The organism is Acinetobacter sp. ANC 4973 (assembly GCF_002135275.1).
GTDB classification, from domain to species: domain Bacteria; phylum Pseudomonadota; class Gammaproteobacteria; order Pseudomonadales; family Moraxellaceae; genus Acinetobacter; species Acinetobacter kyonggiensis.
In genome coordinates, this window is the sequence record NZ_NEGM01000014.1 from 19,368 (window position 1) to 33,469 (window position 14,102).

The following is a 14,102-nucleotide window of genomic DNA, read 5'->3' on the forward strand; positions in this document are numbered from 1 at the left end:
TGGGCTTAAACTTTTTAACACTTATTTTAAACAGGGAATGACAGTTATCTATAGCGTTACTTTTGTTTAGCGCTAAGCTCATTGATATATAGAATAAAGATAAAAATAAGGGGACTGGAAAAGACCCAGAAGCTGACGAAACCAATAGAATAACCGTCTTCTTGGATAATCAATAGAGTGGCAATCACCAGCAGAAAAAGACAAATAACACGCACAATTCGCGGATGGTATCCCAACAATGTCCATTTAGACTGCAAAGTTTTTCTGATTTGTTTTTCACTGACCCGATATAGACCATAAACAGCACATAGAATAAAAAGGAAGCTGAATAAAATATTCATCAGAGGCTTTCTCCATTGTTTAGCTGTGTATTTTTTTCAAGCTTATTTTTTATTTTTGTTTGAGCTTTAAGTTGAATAGGCTGAATATTTCTGTATAGAAACACTGCCAATAAGCCAAAAATGAGCATGAATAAGTCGATTCTAAAGAAAGTCCAAAGCTGAGTAAAATTTTGAATCTGATTTTGTTGTAGAAGAAAAAACAGATTAAAAATAGGTAAGCTGAATGCTAAAACAATAAATATTGCCAATTGTTTTTTCCAAAGATATTGTTTTTTAATACCTAAGCTTGTGGTAAAGATGGCTAACCAGACGGCAAAAAAAGTGGTCACTTCATAATTTTGTGTGCTTTGGAGCATCAGTCCAATTCGATTTGCATAAAAGTAGCCAAGAACCGCAATAGGTAAGCCGATAATAGCAGCGACATTAAGTCGTTGTACCAGATAATATCCAAAATGGAACTTTTCCGTTTTTTTTTGTAGTTGTCGCTTTAGACTCCAAAGCAATAGTCCTGAAGCAATCATCGCGCAGCCCAGTAAGCCTGAAAAAAATAAGGCCAAACGAAGTAAAGGCTGAGCGAAAGTCGCCATATGTAATCCGTATACACCTGCATTTAGTGTCGCAATAGTGCTGTTATTCTTCGTGCTGCGTAATTTTTCTCCCGTGACTGCATTCAAGGTGATTTGTGCTGGATTACGGGTAATTGAGTGATCTTGAGCTTCGATAAAGGTGATTTGTGCTTGCTGTGTATTGGGATTTTTTATATTGATGGCACTGTATTTGGTGTCGCCCCATTCTTGATTAACGGACTGCATTAAGTTGTCAAGAGATAACATCTTGGCGTGGCTGTTATTTTCAATTTTCGGAATGGTTTTGGCATTAATTTCTGTAAAATATTGGTAATTATTTTCAGGATAAAGTTTTTGCATACCCCAAGGTAAATATAAATAAAAGAAAATGGCTAAGCCTGTAAATGTAATGGTAAGAAAGAAGGGCAAGGCAATAACAGAGCTGACATTGTGGAAATCTAAATAAGAACGTTGTCCTTTAAAGGCACGTAGGGTAAAGAAATCGGTGAGAATTTTTTTATGGGTAATAATGCCCGAAACCAATGCGATCAGCATAATAAATGCTGCGAGTGAAACGATTAATCTGCCTATTAAATAAGGCATACCGAACAATTGAAAGTGGAACAGATAGAAAAAATCGCCCCCTTGTGTTTGCGTCAGCGTTAACTCTTGTCCTGTATTGGGATTTAAGGTTTTGCTTTCATAAGCATCATCTGCCTTTTGCCAATAGAGTTGGTTTACAGGCTTTTGCTCATTTGCGAGATTGATCATCCATGTTTTTGCATCTGGTGCATTTTGTTGTAAATATTGGTATGCCGTATGTAGCGCTGTATCTTGATTAACGTGTATTTGAGCAACGGGTGGTTGCATCCATAGGCTGATTTCATGACGATAATAAGACAATGCCCCCATCAGAAAGATGGCGAACAATAACCATCCGAAAAGTAACCCTGTCCAAGCGTGTAGCCATGCCATAGATTGACGTATTGATTTTTGCATGACTTAACCTAATATCCAGTAGATTGTATAAAAACACGCCGTCAAACTTATACTTATCAAGCTTAGTTTATGTAAAGAGCAGACACAAAAACTGCTGATCACAAAACTTACAAAGAATAAAATACTAATGAATGCCGCTAGATAAATTGCTTCTGCTTTGGGCAGTGAATGATGAAAAAGTATGGTGAGATTACTCACCAGTAAAGACGTGCAAGCGTAACCAAATACAAAGGCAATGATAAAGCGGTAGAGCACCGTCATTCGATAAGAGAAAGATAGGGAAGAAGTTTTACTCATAGAAAAGATCACTGTGCTCATAAAAAACCAAGCCTGAGTACTCAGGCTTGGTGGTTGAATTAGTATTTGAATTTAACTGCAAGTGTATAGTTAGCAGGCTCTCCATAAAAAGCTTGTCCACTAGGGAAGCTATTTAAGTATTTTTTATCGGTAACATTTTTAGCATTCGCTTGTAGCAGAATATGGTCGTTGACTTCATAACTGGCCATTAAATTGACGAGTGCATAGGCATCCTGAGAGATGGTGCTTTTTAAAGTCGAGTCATATAGCTTAATCTTATCTTGCCATTGTAGCCCAGCGCCAATTTTAAGTTTAGGTAATGCAGGAACTGTATAAGTGGCTAACAAATTAATGGTTTGATTTGGATTATAAGTACGCGCGGCACCGCCATTTTTCATATCTTTGAGGCTAAATTGGGTGTAACCAAAAGCTAAACTAATATCATCACTAATTTGCCCTGCAAGACCGACTTCGACCCCTTGTGATTGTAAATCACTGGTCTTAGAAGTACGATTTAATAGATTACCATCTGAATTACGGAGTGGATAATTATTCTGTTCAGTTCTAAACACTGAGAGCGTACCCGTCAATTGATCGTTTAGCCATGCGCTTTTAATACCGACTTCATAGCTTTCACCCTCGACAGGTTTTAACGCTTGGCGTGTTGTTTCTTCAATACCTGTTTGTGGGCGGAAAATAGAGGTATAGCTCATATAGCCTGTGTATTCGGGTGTGAAGTTATAGGTTAAGCCCGCATATGGCGATAACTTACTTTCATCGTATGCCATTGGAGAGCCATAACTTACGCCTTTACTGCTTGCTTGAACGTAATTTCCACCCAAGATTAACTTTAAATCATCCGTTAAATGAAGACGTGTTGCGGCATAGTATGAGTTAATTTTTTGTCTGTATTCAGCTGCATCACTGAAGTCAGACCATGTTATGGACTGAGGTGTCCAGCTCGCCCAATCTGTAGTGTATTGCGTAAGATAAGGAACGCCATTATAAATGCCCGAGACATTGTTAATATTACTGTCATTAATAAAACCACTGGATTGTTGGTCGTATTGATGCGTTTGAATCCGACTGTATCCCAGAGTTGCTTCATGTTCTTGATTGAATAAGTTGTAAGTACCTTGGAAATTTAGATCAGCAAAATGTTTACGGAGTTGTTCTTTACCGCCCCAAGCTGTAAGTGAAACGCCTGAACCATCTGCTTGAGGGTTGCCATAGTAATAAAGCAAGCGGCTATTGTGTTCAGTATCACTATAGTTATAGGTGAGTTTAGCCGTCCATTTTTTGCCAAGTTTTTGTTGTAATTCTAGGAAAGCATCTTGGGTTTTATTGTCCCAATGTGCCCAATCTGGATTTGGATTGTAATTTCGGTCATAAGACAGTTGTTTTCCATTTGCATCCAGTAGCGGTAAAGCCCCCCAGTTATTGGCATTTGGCTTGTTCTGATTTTGACTGTAACCGACCGTGAATAATGTTGAGTCAGTAATATCGGCTTCTAAGATGCCTGCAAAGCCATTTTTTTCAGAAGAATATCGGTCAAGATGAGAATCTCCCGTCTGCTCATAACCCATGAGACGACCACGTACTCGTCCATTTGGAGAAAGTGAGCCAGAAACGTCTGCTTCATAGCGCTGAGTATTCCAAGAACCATAACTTAATCCAGCACTTGCCTGTAATTCTTTGGTCGGACGTTTACGAATATTATTAATGGTTGCACTTGGATCACCAAAGGCATTCGATAGGGCATCGGCTCCTTTTACCACTTCGACACGGTCATAAAAGTAAGTGTCTGGATTGGTATTGTTATAGTTATAACTGCTTAAAGGAAAGCCTACGCCGTCAGTGAGAATATTTGAAATTTCAAAACCTCGTGCCATGTAAGAAGTACGTTCTGTTTCTTGACTTTGAACAGTGACTCCGGGCGTATTTTTTAAGATTTCACGTGTTGAATTTAACCCGAAATCCTCAATCTGTTGACGCGTTACGACATTGACGGTTTGCGGTGTTTCTTTCACTGTAATATTGAGTTTTGATGCGCTGCGACTATTTTTAACGGTATACGCTTTGGTTTTTTCAGAGCTTTGATCAGCATTTTCTGATTGAGCTTGTAGCTGAATGGTCGATAAAGTTTGCACCTGATGGTCTACAGCATCTGCTGCGTAACTATATTGAATATTCAGTATGGATAAGCTTAGGAATGACAATTTAAAGCATTTGGAAAGCAGAGGAGAGATGGACTTCATTATAAAATCTAAGTGAAAATAATTATCATTTATATTATTGTTTAATAAATCTAAACACAATGGGATGATTATCGATATTTTGAATTAAAAAAATTATTTAAATATAAAATAGAAGCAAAAATCTTATTTGTACTGTCGGGATATGTAGATAAGATTTCAAATATATGAGTATGCTAAAATACCCCTACTTTGAAATAGGATAAAAGTTTTGCAAAATCGGAAACTTAAAATAGGAATTGTCGTCGGTGAAGTATCGGGTGATACACTTGGTGCTCAACTTATTCGTAGCTTCCGTGAGCAGGGAATTGATGCAGAGTTTGAAGGGATTGGTGGACCTCAAATGATTGCTGAAGGTTTCAGCAGTGATTATCCGATGGATATTTTATCGGTTATGGGTATTGTGGAAGTTTTAAAAGATATTAAAAAACTATTTGCTGTCCGCGATGGTTTGGTCGATAAGTGGACTCAAGATCCCGTTGATATATTTATTGGTATTGATGCGCCAGACTTTAATTTACGTTTATCGAAAAGCTTAAAACAAAAAAATCTACCGATTAAAACAGTACAATATGTCAGTCCTTCGGTATGGGCGTGGCGACAGGGACGGGTACATGGTATTAAGGCCAGTATTGATTTAGTCCTGTGTTTATTTCCGTTTGAAAAAGCGTTTTATCAGAAATTTGATGTGCTTGCTGCGTTTGTTGGGCATCCATTAGCAAGTCAATTGCCATTGAAAAATCCTCTTATTGAAGCAAAACAAGAGCTGGCTTTAAATGTAGAGCAGAAGCATATTGCGCTTTTACCGGGTAGCCGCCGTGGTGAAATTGAACGACTTGGCCCATTGGTGCTTGATGCAGCGAAAATCATCAGCCAAAAACATCCTGACTATATATTTTTAATTCCTGCGATTAATGATGCACGTAAGCAGCAGATTGAAGAATTATTAAAGCATTATCCAAGTGATTTTATCGCTAAAGTTAAATTGATGGAAAACACGGATACTGAATCTAAAATTGGCCGTCAAGTGATGAATGCTTCAAATATTGTGGCATTGGCTTCAGGAACGGCAACTTTAGAAGCAATGCTGTTACATCGTCCGATGGTGACCTTTTATAAGCTTAATTGGTTGACTTATGTTGTGGTTAAATTTTTGATCAAAATTCAGTATTATTCTTTGCCGAATATTATTGCGGGTAAAAAAGTCATTCAAGAACTGATTCAGCATGATGCAACGCCAGAAAATTTAGCCGCTGAAATTGAAAAACTGATGAATATTGAAACTGCGCAAATACAAGCGATGCAGCACCTTACTATGCACAAGCAATTGCTTTCAGGAAATAGTGAGAACCCCGTTCAGACTATTCTTAGTACATTAAATGCAGAATAACTTATTGAAATTGTTGTCGATACTGACTTGGTGTTAGATCAAACAGTCGTTTAAAGGTTTGGCTAAATGCCGTTTCAGAAGAATAACCAACCCGATGAGCAATGTGTTGAATAGACCATTGTCCTTCGCGTAGGTACTGAGATGCCAAACGGAAGCGATATTGCTGTAAATAAGCCAACGGTGTTTCGCCAACAATCGTGCTAAATAGCGGGGCAAATTTGGAGCGAGACATACAGCATTGTTCAGCCAGTGTTTCAACTGTCCAAGCCAGTTCGGGTTTTCCGTGAATGGCGGCTAAAGCATTGGCCAGTTCGGTATGTACCAGTGCGCGAAGCCAATTATTGGAATCACTTAATTGGGCAATGTAGTCACGCACACACTCAATAAAAAGAATACTAACCAAATGATCGAGAATTTTGTCCCGACCGGGGCGAATTTGGTAGGCTTCAACCGCCAGAAAATGCAGACCTATTTGCAGCCATTCCGGTGCATTACTGCCCGTAATATGGTGAATATGAATATAGTTGGGTAGTGCGTTAAGTAAAGGGCGCGCCATGATGGTATCAATATGACAGCGAATGGCTAAAATGAGAGCAGGTTCACCACTTTGGCTGCCAAACTCGATCGTCTCTTGTCTTTTTTGATCAAAAAGTGCTGTGATGTTTAAGGCTTCAACTAAATTATTTTTGTTATTGCTATGACAAGAATGATTTTGTCCAGACGGAATAAGGACTAAATCACCTGCTTCAACGTGAAGTTGGGTGTGTGAGTCAAGTTGAATGGTGAGATTGCCAACCAGTACCACATAGCCAATCATGGCACCTTGTTCTTGATAGGCATATGCCCAGTCGCCTTGAGGTTTTAAATAAATATATTCAGATTTATTGAGATGAATATCATCAAAAATTTTACTTAAAGCATCCATGTATTATCTTTCTGTCATCATCGAATAAAATTATAAAAAGCTTAGAGTCATTCAAGCATGTGTTTTTAGGTCAAATATTGGCTCTTGATGCCAAAGACGTTTGCATAGCTTTTTTGGACGTTTACAACTGTTATTGATTGCCCATTTCTAGAAATATAACGGTAGAACAAAAAATAGGGAAGTCGCCAGCATGAATGCACCAGTAAATTTAAATCAAACAACAATTCAAACCCTGCCCATTGCTTCAGGTTTAGCACTGGATAAAAAACGCTATTGGTGGTTATTAAGCCCCGGTTTACCTGTCATTGGGATGGGGATTTTGGCTGGCTATCAGTTTGGTCCTAAAGCGACGAAAAAAATCTTTGCTTTGGGTGGGCCGTTATTACTGCATGTGATTATTCCCAGTATTGATTATGTAGTTGGGACAGACAACAATAATCCCAGTGATGATCAAATTTCATCTTTGGTCGCTGACCCTTACTATGACCGTATTGTAAAATTATTTATTCCTTTGCAAATGGCAGCAAATGTATTTGCAGGTTATGTGGTTAGTCGTAAAAGTACCTCGTTGCTTGATCAAATCCTGTTGGGGGTTTCGATGGGGGCAATTAATGGTATTGGGGTGAATACTGCGCATGAGTTATCACACAGACCCAATAAAAAAGATCATTATCTTTCACATGCGACGCTCATGCCACTGTTTTACAACCATTTTCGTGTAGAACATCCGTATGGACATCATAAACGTGCTGCAACCCCTGAAGATCCTGCATCGTCTAAAATGGGAGAAACATTCTATGAGTTTTGGCCAAGAACAATTTTTGGTGGTCTAAAGTCTGCCGTTGAAATTGAAAGAAATCGTTTAAAACGTAAAGGATTATCTTTTTTTAGTCCTCAAAATGAACTGTTTCAAGGTTGGGCGATGAGTGCTGGTTTTCATGCCACCATGTTGAAATTATTTGGTAAAGACATTATTCCATATTTAGCAACACAGGCTTTTTATGGTGTGAGCTTGTTTGAAATTATTAACTATATTGAGCACTATGGTTTAATGCGCGATCAAAAAGAAGATGGCTCTTATGCACGGACGATGCCAGAACATAGTTGGAATAATAATAACATTACCACCAACTTATTTTTATATCAGTTACAGCGCCATTCGGATCATCATGCTTATCCGACACGTCCATTCCAAGCGTTACGTAATTTTGAACAAGCGCCTGAATTGCCAAGCGGTTATGCAACGATGTTATTGCCTGCGTTAATTCCATCGTTATGGTTTAAAATGATGGATAAGCGAGTATTTGATCATTATGAAGGTGATTTAAATAAAGCCAATATTCATCCGAAACGCCGTGCAAAAATCTTTAAAAAATTTGGTGTAATTGATCGATTATTAAATAAAGAAGAATAGATGTGGTTTGCTTAACAGCGAAGTAAATTTATTCTAAGCAATGATGTGAAACATTGATTGAATAATAATCGAAAAGCATTGTAAATTATAACAAAACCCAATCGGTTGATATTGGGTTTTGTTATCAATTTTTTGATTTATATGAAAATAAAAATATTTTTAGATAAAGGGTATTATCTGGGTTGTAATAAAACTTTAGAATTCACTGTAAAGTATCCGAAGCAATCGAGTGAAGTGCTTCCCTTGCAAATTTTTGATCAATCATTAATTTTTTAATGATTGGAGAAAACAAAAAGAGCCTTAGTAGACTCTTTTTATTTGAAATAACAGAAATTTATGACTGTTTTGATTTGTTTAATACTTCATCTAAAACTTCTTTATCTAAAGCATTATCCCAACGAGCAACGACAATGGTTGCACAGGCATTACCAACAAGGTTGGTCAATGCACGACACTCAGACATAAAGCGGTCAATGCCTAAAATGAGTGCCATACCTGCAACTGGTACAGCAGGTACAACCGATAGTGTCGCAGCTAGAGTAATAAAACCTGCACCAGTTACGCCTGCTGCACCTTTAGAACTCACCATTGCAACGAGCAATAATGCTACTTGTTCACCAATTGATAAATCCACATTACACGCTTGGGCAATAAATAAAGCGGCCATAGTCATATAAATATTAGTGCCATCAAGGTTAAATGAATATCCTGTTGGTATCACTAAACCGACTACAGATTTTTCACAGCCTGCTTTTTCCATTTTATGCATAAGAGAGGGTAAAGCCGCTTCTGAAGAACTGGTCCCCAAGACTAGCCATAATTCATCTTTAATATAACGGATAAGCGCTAAAATTGAGAAACCATTATAGCGAGCAACAGCACCTAAAATAATAAGTATGAATAACAGCGCAGTGATATAAAATGTCATAATAAGTAATAATAAATTACCAATAGCTTCAATACCATAGGCGCCAATTGTAAATGCCATTGCACCAAATGCGCCAATAGGAGCTAATTTCATTAGCATACCTACTAGGTAAAATACGGGTGCTGTCAGGTTATTTAAAATATCAACAATAGGACGACCACGATCACCAATTGCAGCTAGAGAAATACCAAATAAAACTGCTACGAATAGAACTTGTAGAATACTTCCTTCAGCTAAAGGGCTAATTAAAGTCTTTGGAATAATATTCATGAAAAAATCGACTAATGTCGCATCGTGCGCTTTTTCTATATAACCCGCGACTTTGTCATTTGCTAGAGTAGTTGGATCAATATTCAAGCCTTTACCAGGTTGAATAATGTTTGCCACAATCATGCCTATAACAAGTGCAAGTGAAGAAAAAGTAAAGAAGTACAACATTGCCTTACCAGTTACACGACCAACACGACTCATATTGGTCATACTGGCGATACCAGTCACAACTGTTAAAAAGATTACAGGAGCAATAATCATTTTAACGATCTTAATAAAAGCATCCCCTAAAGGCTTTAAGCTTTCACCAAATTCTGGATAAAAATGTCCTAAAAGGATACCTAAGATAATTGCAAAGATGACCTGTACATATAAGATCTGATGAAACTTTTGTTTCTTCTTTATAACTTCTGGTTCAAGGGTACTGAAATCCATTATCTGCATACCTTTTACGATGGAAAGATTTTTAAATTGCTAAAGTACTTAATCGCTCAGCAATATCGGTACTTCAGAAAGGAGGAAAAAGAAGCATTGTAAAGAAGAAAAAGCCAACTCCATCATAAATTTTGGAAATACTAATTTGGGAAATTATATCTTTAAGATATAAAAGTATATTTTGTCATGTTATAGTAGGCACTAATATGGTGCGTATAAATACATGTTTTATATGGTATATTTTATAAACAACTGTTTTTTAAAAATTAAAGTTAAAAAACTTATCTAAATTATAAAAGTATATAAGGTATATTGGTATTTTTTGTATGAATGATCTGAAGGGTGAAATTTCAGTAAATAATGAACTCACGATATTGATATATTTTTATTAGAATAGGTTTATTACGGTTAAATAAAAGATTAGATTTTTATTGATGAAGTATTTTAAGCAACTGAAATTGTATGAGCATAATGACATTTATACGAAACTCGGCTCTAAACCCCAAGCAAAAATATCCACTTTTAGAGTACTCAATTGAATATTAATTTAGATAAAATAGCCTAAGCAAACTAAACATTCACTTTAAAAAAGCATATAATTTCGTAAACCAACTATTTTCATCATTAAAAATGACACCAGCTTGTAAAGTTTTAAAATCAAATAAAATTGAATTTTCTATCCATGAATATGAGCACGATGTAAATGCTAAAAGTTTTGGATTAGAAGCTGCCGAAAAGCTTAATTTAGAAGTACATGAAGTCTTTAAAACGTTATTGGTAACGGATAGCAAGAATTACTATGTAGCGGTTTTACCTGTTGCACATCAGTTAAGTTTAAAGAAAATTGCTGCGGCAGTTGGCGTAAAAAAATTACAGATGGCAGACCCTAAAGATGCTGAACGTTTAACAGGCTATTTGGTGGGCGGTATTAGTCCAGTAGGGCAGAAAAAGCGTTTAAAAACGGTTGTCGATGGTTCAGCAGAATTATTAAATAAAATTTACGTTAGTGGTGGAAAACGAGGTTTAGATATTGGGGTAAAACCGCAAGATTTAGTCCATGTTTTGGGTGCTCAGTTTGCAGATGTTTTAGATCAAGATTAGGGCGGGTCATAAAACGAGTCAAAAAATACCTCTTTATACATGTCATCAGGTTGCCATTTTTATCCTGAACTTTGATAAAAATATAAACCATGAATGATGTGTAGTAGATGTCACATGCCATGATTCACAGCATTCTTTGACTCTTTTTACAAGGGATAATCATCCGTTTTTAATGGTTGGTTAATGACGAGAAAGTTATTGAGGCATCAATATGTTGCTAATATGCTTTAATGCGATAAAAGCTGAATATAATTCACTTTTGTTGAATATTACTAAATCAACAGATTAAGAAAGCCAGCATCATCCGTGCTTTAATAACAAGGTTGAATTTAAAGTGATTTACGCGTGTTTTTAAAACCTTCTATGCCCGTTGTTGCTACCCTTGCAGGGGATTATCCCGAATGGCATTGTGGTCGTGAGAATTTTTCATTGTGGTACATTGAAATTGAGCATCCAGAATTATTAGATTATTTAAATCAACTACGTGCAGATTTTTACAAATTTTTATATACACCGAATAACCGTCAATTTCACATTACTTTATTTGTCTGTGGTTTTATAACTGAACAAAACCCAGTTCTGGATGATGATTTTGGCATTGAAAAACTGCATCAGCACATTCAAGATTTAACCTATCGTTTTTCCAAGAAAATTCAATTAAAAACGGGTCATATCAATAGCTTTGAGAGTGCTTTATTTGTCGAAATTATTGATGAAAATAATGTACTTTTAGAGTTGCGCAATATACTTGGACAAAGTTGTGCCGAAATAGCACCGCTTGACTATTGTCCACATTTAACTTTAGGTTTGTATGATCAAGATTTTGAAAGTGATTTAATTTTTAATCATATTAAAAGCATAGAACAAAAAAGCTTTGAATTTTCAGTGGATCAACTGACATTTGGTACATATCAGGCGAAAATATTACAAGGTCAGCTCTATCCGTTTCAGCAATTTAAATTGGAAAATGCATGATGCAACTTATTTTAGGTGGCGCGCGTTCGGGTAAAAGTCGCCTTGCAGAGCAAATAGCAAAAGATTCAAATCTAAATGTGACTTATATTGCCACGGCACAAGCATTTGATCATGAAATGCAGGCGCGTATTGATCACCATCAAGCACAGCGTCCACAACATTGGACTGTAATTGAAGAGCCTTTATATCTAGCTGATTGTTTAATCGAGCTGGATCAACCCAATCAAGTGATTCTTGTCGACTGCCTAACGCTATGGATGAGCAATTTGTTGATGCATGAAAATACTGAGTTACAGATGCAGCAATGCCAAAAATTATTGAATATTATTCCGATATTACAGTCAGAGCTTATTTTAGTCAGTAATGAAACAGGTTTAGGTGTCATTCCGATGGGGGAAATTAGCCGTAAGTTTGTCGATGAATCTGGGCGTTTGCATCAACAGTTGGGGCAAATTGCCGATAAAGTTGTATTTTGTGTTGCGGGTTTTCCCATGCTGTTAAAAGGAGAGAAGTAGTGAACTGGTGGTTGGATGCGTGTAAAACGCCAAGTGCGGAAGCAAAACAATTGGCGGAAGAACGTCAATTACAATTGACCAAACCGACAGGTTCATTATCTGAACTTGAAAATATTGCGGTGCTATTGGCAAGTTTACAAGACAATCCACGCCCCAATGTGGATCGACCTTGGATCACTATTTTTGCTGGCGATCATGGTGTGATGGAAGAAAATATTTCTGCCTATCCACAAGCGGTCACCCGTCAAATGCTGCAAAACTTTACCACTGGCGGTGCATGTATTAGCGTGATTGCCAAAGAATATCAGGCAAAACTGCAAGTGATTGACTGTGGTTCAGTGGGTGATGCCTATGAGTATGCAGGCGTAGAGCGCCATTGCATTGCTTCGGGCACAGCAAACTTTGCTAAACAGGTAGCGATGACTGAAGCGCAATGTATGGCAGCGATGGATTTAGGGCGTAAAAGTGTTGAAGCCGCAGTCGCTGATGGCGCATCTATTTATGTCGCAGGGGAAATGGGTATTGGTAACACTTGCTCAGCTTCAGCAGTTGCATGTTTTTTATTGAATGAACCCGCAGAACAGTTAACGGGTGTGGGAACAGGGATTCGTGAAGAACAGCTCATTCATAAGAAAAATGTGATTAATCAGGCTTTGGCTTTGCATCAAGATTATGTCGTTCAGGATGCCTTTAAAGCACTGTGCGCAGTTGGTGGTTTGGAAATAGCAGCAATCACAGGTGCTTATATCCGCTGTGCTCAACTTGGATTACCTGTAGTTGTGGATGGTTTTATTACCACAGTTTCAGCACTGGTGGCAGTCCGTTTAAATCCAGCAGTGCGTGAGTGGATGTTGTTTGGACATCAGTCAGCAGAATATGGTCATCGTCGATTATTAGAGCAACTTCAGGCAAATCCATTGCTCAAACTGAACTTACGTTTAGGAGAAGGTAGTGGTGCAGGAGCTTCTTTAGGGCTGATTAAACTGGCATGTAGTCTTCATAATCATATGGCAACTTTTGCGGAAGCTGCCGTGATTGGTGAAAAAGTTTAATTCTAGAATGATTGCATAGGGTGTTGCAGATGTTAAAGATTGATCTATTGCGTCATGGTGAAACGACTTTAAGTCATACCTTACGGGGTTCTACAGATGACGATTTGACCGAACTGGGTTGGTCGCAGATGCAGCAAACCATAGATCAATCTTTGCAGGCTTTTAGTCAGCAACAGGCGCAATGGGATGTAATTTTTAGTTCACCCTTAAAACGCTGTCGTTTATTTGCCGAAACTGTCGCAGCACAGCAGCACACACCTATTTTTTATGATGCAGGTTTACAAGAAATGCATTTTGGGGATTGGGAAGCACTACCGACTCAAGTCATTTATGAAAATGAACCTGAATTACTGGCAAATTTTTGGCAACAGCCGACTGTATTTACACCGCCCAATGCAGAAAATATGCAAAATTTTCATCAGCGAATCGCTAAAAGTATGGTCAAGATGCAACAACAAATGTTGGCAAATGGTTGGCAACATGCTTTGGTGGTAACACATGGAGGCGTGATTAAACTTCTGAAGTGCATCGCTTTGAATCATACGTTGGATGATATTCTTAAAATGAGCGCAGAATTGGGACAACTCAATTCTTTTGTCATTCAAGATAATGCTTCGGTACATTTGCTCAAGGAATAAT

General features: G+C 37.5%; 13 protein-coding genes. 7 read left to right on the plus strand and 6 right to left on the minus strand.

From position 1 onward, the window contains the following. Positions 1-56 precede the first annotated feature (56 nt). The 4 genes from B9T30_RS13730 to B9T30_RS13745 are packed head-to-tail and all read right to left on the minus strand — an operon-like array spanning position 57 to position 4,461. A complete protein-coding gene (locus B9T30_RS13730; protein WP_086185499.1) occupies positions 57-341 on the minus strand; it encodes a hypothetical protein in 285 nt (94 codons plus the stop codon). After that, positions 341-1,906 (minus strand): PepSY-associated TM helix domain-containing protein, encoded by a 1,566-nt coding sequence (locus tag B9T30_RS13735; RefSeq protein ID WP_086185500.1) that lies wholly within the window; start codon positions 1,904-1,906, stop codon positions 341-343. Before B9T30_RS13735 ends, B9T30_RS13730 begins: the two co-directional genes overlap by 1 nt. A gap of 3 nt (positions 1,907-1,909) precedes the next feature. Then, a complete protein-coding gene (locus tag B9T30_RS16720; RefSeq protein WP_086185501.1) occupies positions 1,910-2,203 on the minus strand; it encodes a hypothetical protein in 294 nt (97 codons plus the stop codon). A gap of 59 nt (positions 2,204-2,262) precedes the next feature. Continuing rightward, the gene (locus B9T30_RS13745) at positions 2,263-4,461 is read right to left on the minus strand and encodes a TonB-dependent siderophore receptor (RefSeq protein WP_086185502.1); all 2,199 of its coding nucleotides are present in this window, start codon (positions 4,459-4,461) and stop codon (positions 2,263-2,265) included. Positions 4,462-4,669: 208 nt separating this feature from the next. Here B9T30_RS13745 and lpxB point away from each other — a divergent pair, with 208 nt between their 5' ends. Next, positions 4,670-5,848: a lipid-A-disaccharide synthase gene (gene lpxB / locus B9T30_RS13750; RefSeq protein ID WP_086185503.1), complete on the plus strand. Its 1,179-nt coding sequence runs from the start codon at positions 4,670-4,672 to the stop codon at positions 5,846-5,848. A gap of 1 nt (position 5,849) precedes the next feature. Here the strand turns inward: lpxB and B9T30_RS13755 are convergent, their stop codons facing one another. After that, positions 5,850-6,773, minus strand: a complete 924-nt coding sequence (locus tag B9T30_RS13755; RefSeq protein WP_086185504.1) for an AraC family transcriptional regulator — start codon at positions 6,771-6,773, stop codon at positions 5,850-5,852. A 190-nt stretch (positions 6,774-6,963) separates the two neighbouring features. Here B9T30_RS13755 and B9T30_RS13760 point away from each other — a divergent pair, with 190 nt between their 5' ends. Beyond that, positions 6,964-8,187: an alkane 1-monooxygenase gene (locus B9T30_RS13760; RefSeq protein ID WP_086185505.1), complete on the plus strand. Its 1,224-nt coding sequence runs from the start codon at positions 6,964-6,966 to the stop codon at positions 8,185-8,187. A gap of 334 nt (positions 8,188-8,521) precedes the next feature. Here the strand turns inward: B9T30_RS13760 and B9T30_RS13765 are convergent, their stop codons facing one another. Next, positions 8,522-9,820: a dicarboxylate/amino acid:cation symporter gene (locus B9T30_RS13765; protein ID WP_086185506.1), complete on the minus strand. Its 1,299-nt coding sequence runs from the start codon at positions 9,818-9,820 to the stop codon at positions 8,522-8,524. 630 nt (positions 9,821-10,450) lie between these two features. Here B9T30_RS13765 and ybaK point away from each other — a divergent pair. From ybaK to B9T30_RS13790, 5 genes are all read left to right on the plus strand, one after another. Further along, positions 10,451-10,921 carry a Cys-tRNA(Pro) deacylase gene (ybaK, locus tag B9T30_RS13770; RefSeq protein WP_086185507.1) on the plus strand — a complete coding sequence of 157 codons (471 nt, stop codon included), beginning with the start codon at positions 10,451-10,453 and terminating at the stop codon, positions 10,919-10,921. Between the two features lie 345 nt (positions 10,922-11,266). Then, entirely contained in the window at positions 11,267-11,896 is a 630-nt protein-coding gene (locus B9T30_RS13775) for a 2'-5' RNA ligase family protein (protein ID WP_171264172.1), read from the plus strand. After that, positions 11,893-12,411, plus strand: a complete 519-nt coding sequence (gene cobU, locus B9T30_RS13780; RefSeq protein WP_086185509.1) for a bifunctional adenosylcobinamide kinase/adenosylcobinamide-phosphate guanylyltransferase — start codon at positions 11,893-11,895, stop codon at positions 12,409-12,411. Before B9T30_RS13775 ends, cobU begins: the two co-directional genes overlap by 4 nt. Next, positions 12,411-13,463 (plus strand): nicotinate-nucleotide--dimethylbenzimidazole phosphoribosyltransferase, encoded by a 1,053-nt coding sequence (gene cobT, locus B9T30_RS13785; protein WP_086185510.1) that lies wholly within the window; start codon positions 12,411-12,413, stop codon positions 13,461-13,463. The genes cobU and cobT overlap by 1 nt, the downstream gene beginning before the upstream one ends. A gap of 29 nt (positions 13,464-13,492) precedes the next feature. Continuing rightward, positions 13,493-14,101, plus strand: a complete 609-nt coding sequence (locus B9T30_RS13790) for a histidine phosphatase family protein (protein ID WP_086185511.1) — start codon at positions 13,493-13,495, stop codon at positions 14,099-14,101. Position 14,102 lies beyond the last annotated feature (1 nt).

Coding starts and splice junctions, on each gene's coding strand:
- B9T30_RS13735 (WP_086185500.1), bottom strand. CDS start 1,906: ATGCAAAAATCAATACGTCAATCTATGGCATGGCTACACGCTTGGACA.
- B9T30_RS13745 (WP_086185502.1), bottom strand. CDS start 4,461: ATGAAGTCCATCTCTCCTCTGCTTTCCAAATGCTTTAAATTGTCATTC.
- B9T30_RS16720 (WP_086185501.1), bottom strand. CDS start 2,203: ATGAGTAAAACTTCTTCCCTATCTTTCTCTTATCGAATGACGGTGCTC.
- B9T30_RS13765 (WP_086185506.1), bottom strand. CDS start 9,820: ATGGATTTCAGTACCCTTGAACCAGAAGTTATAAAGAAGAAACAAAAG.
- ybaK (WP_086185507.1), top strand. CDS start 10,451: ATGACACCAGCTTGTAAAGTTTTAAAATCAAATAAAATTGAATTTTCT.
- B9T30_RS13790 (WP_086185511.1), top strand. CDS start 13,493: ATGTTAAAGATTGATCTATTGCGTCATGGTGAAACGACTTTAAGTCAT.
- B9T30_RS13730 (WP_086185499.1), bottom strand. CDS start 341: ATGAATATTTTATTCAGCTTCCTTTTTATTCTATGTGCTGTTTATGGT.
- B9T30_RS13755 (WP_086185504.1), bottom strand. CDS start 6,773: ATGGATGCTTTAAGTAAAATTTTTGATGATATTCATCTCAATAAATCT.
- B9T30_RS13760 (WP_086185505.1), top strand. CDS start 6,964: ATGAATGCACCAGTAAATTTAAATCAAACAACAATTCAAACCCTGCCC.
- cobU (WP_086185509.1), top strand. CDS start 11,893: ATGATGCAACTTATTTTAGGTGGCGCGCGTTCGGGTAAAAGTCGCCTT.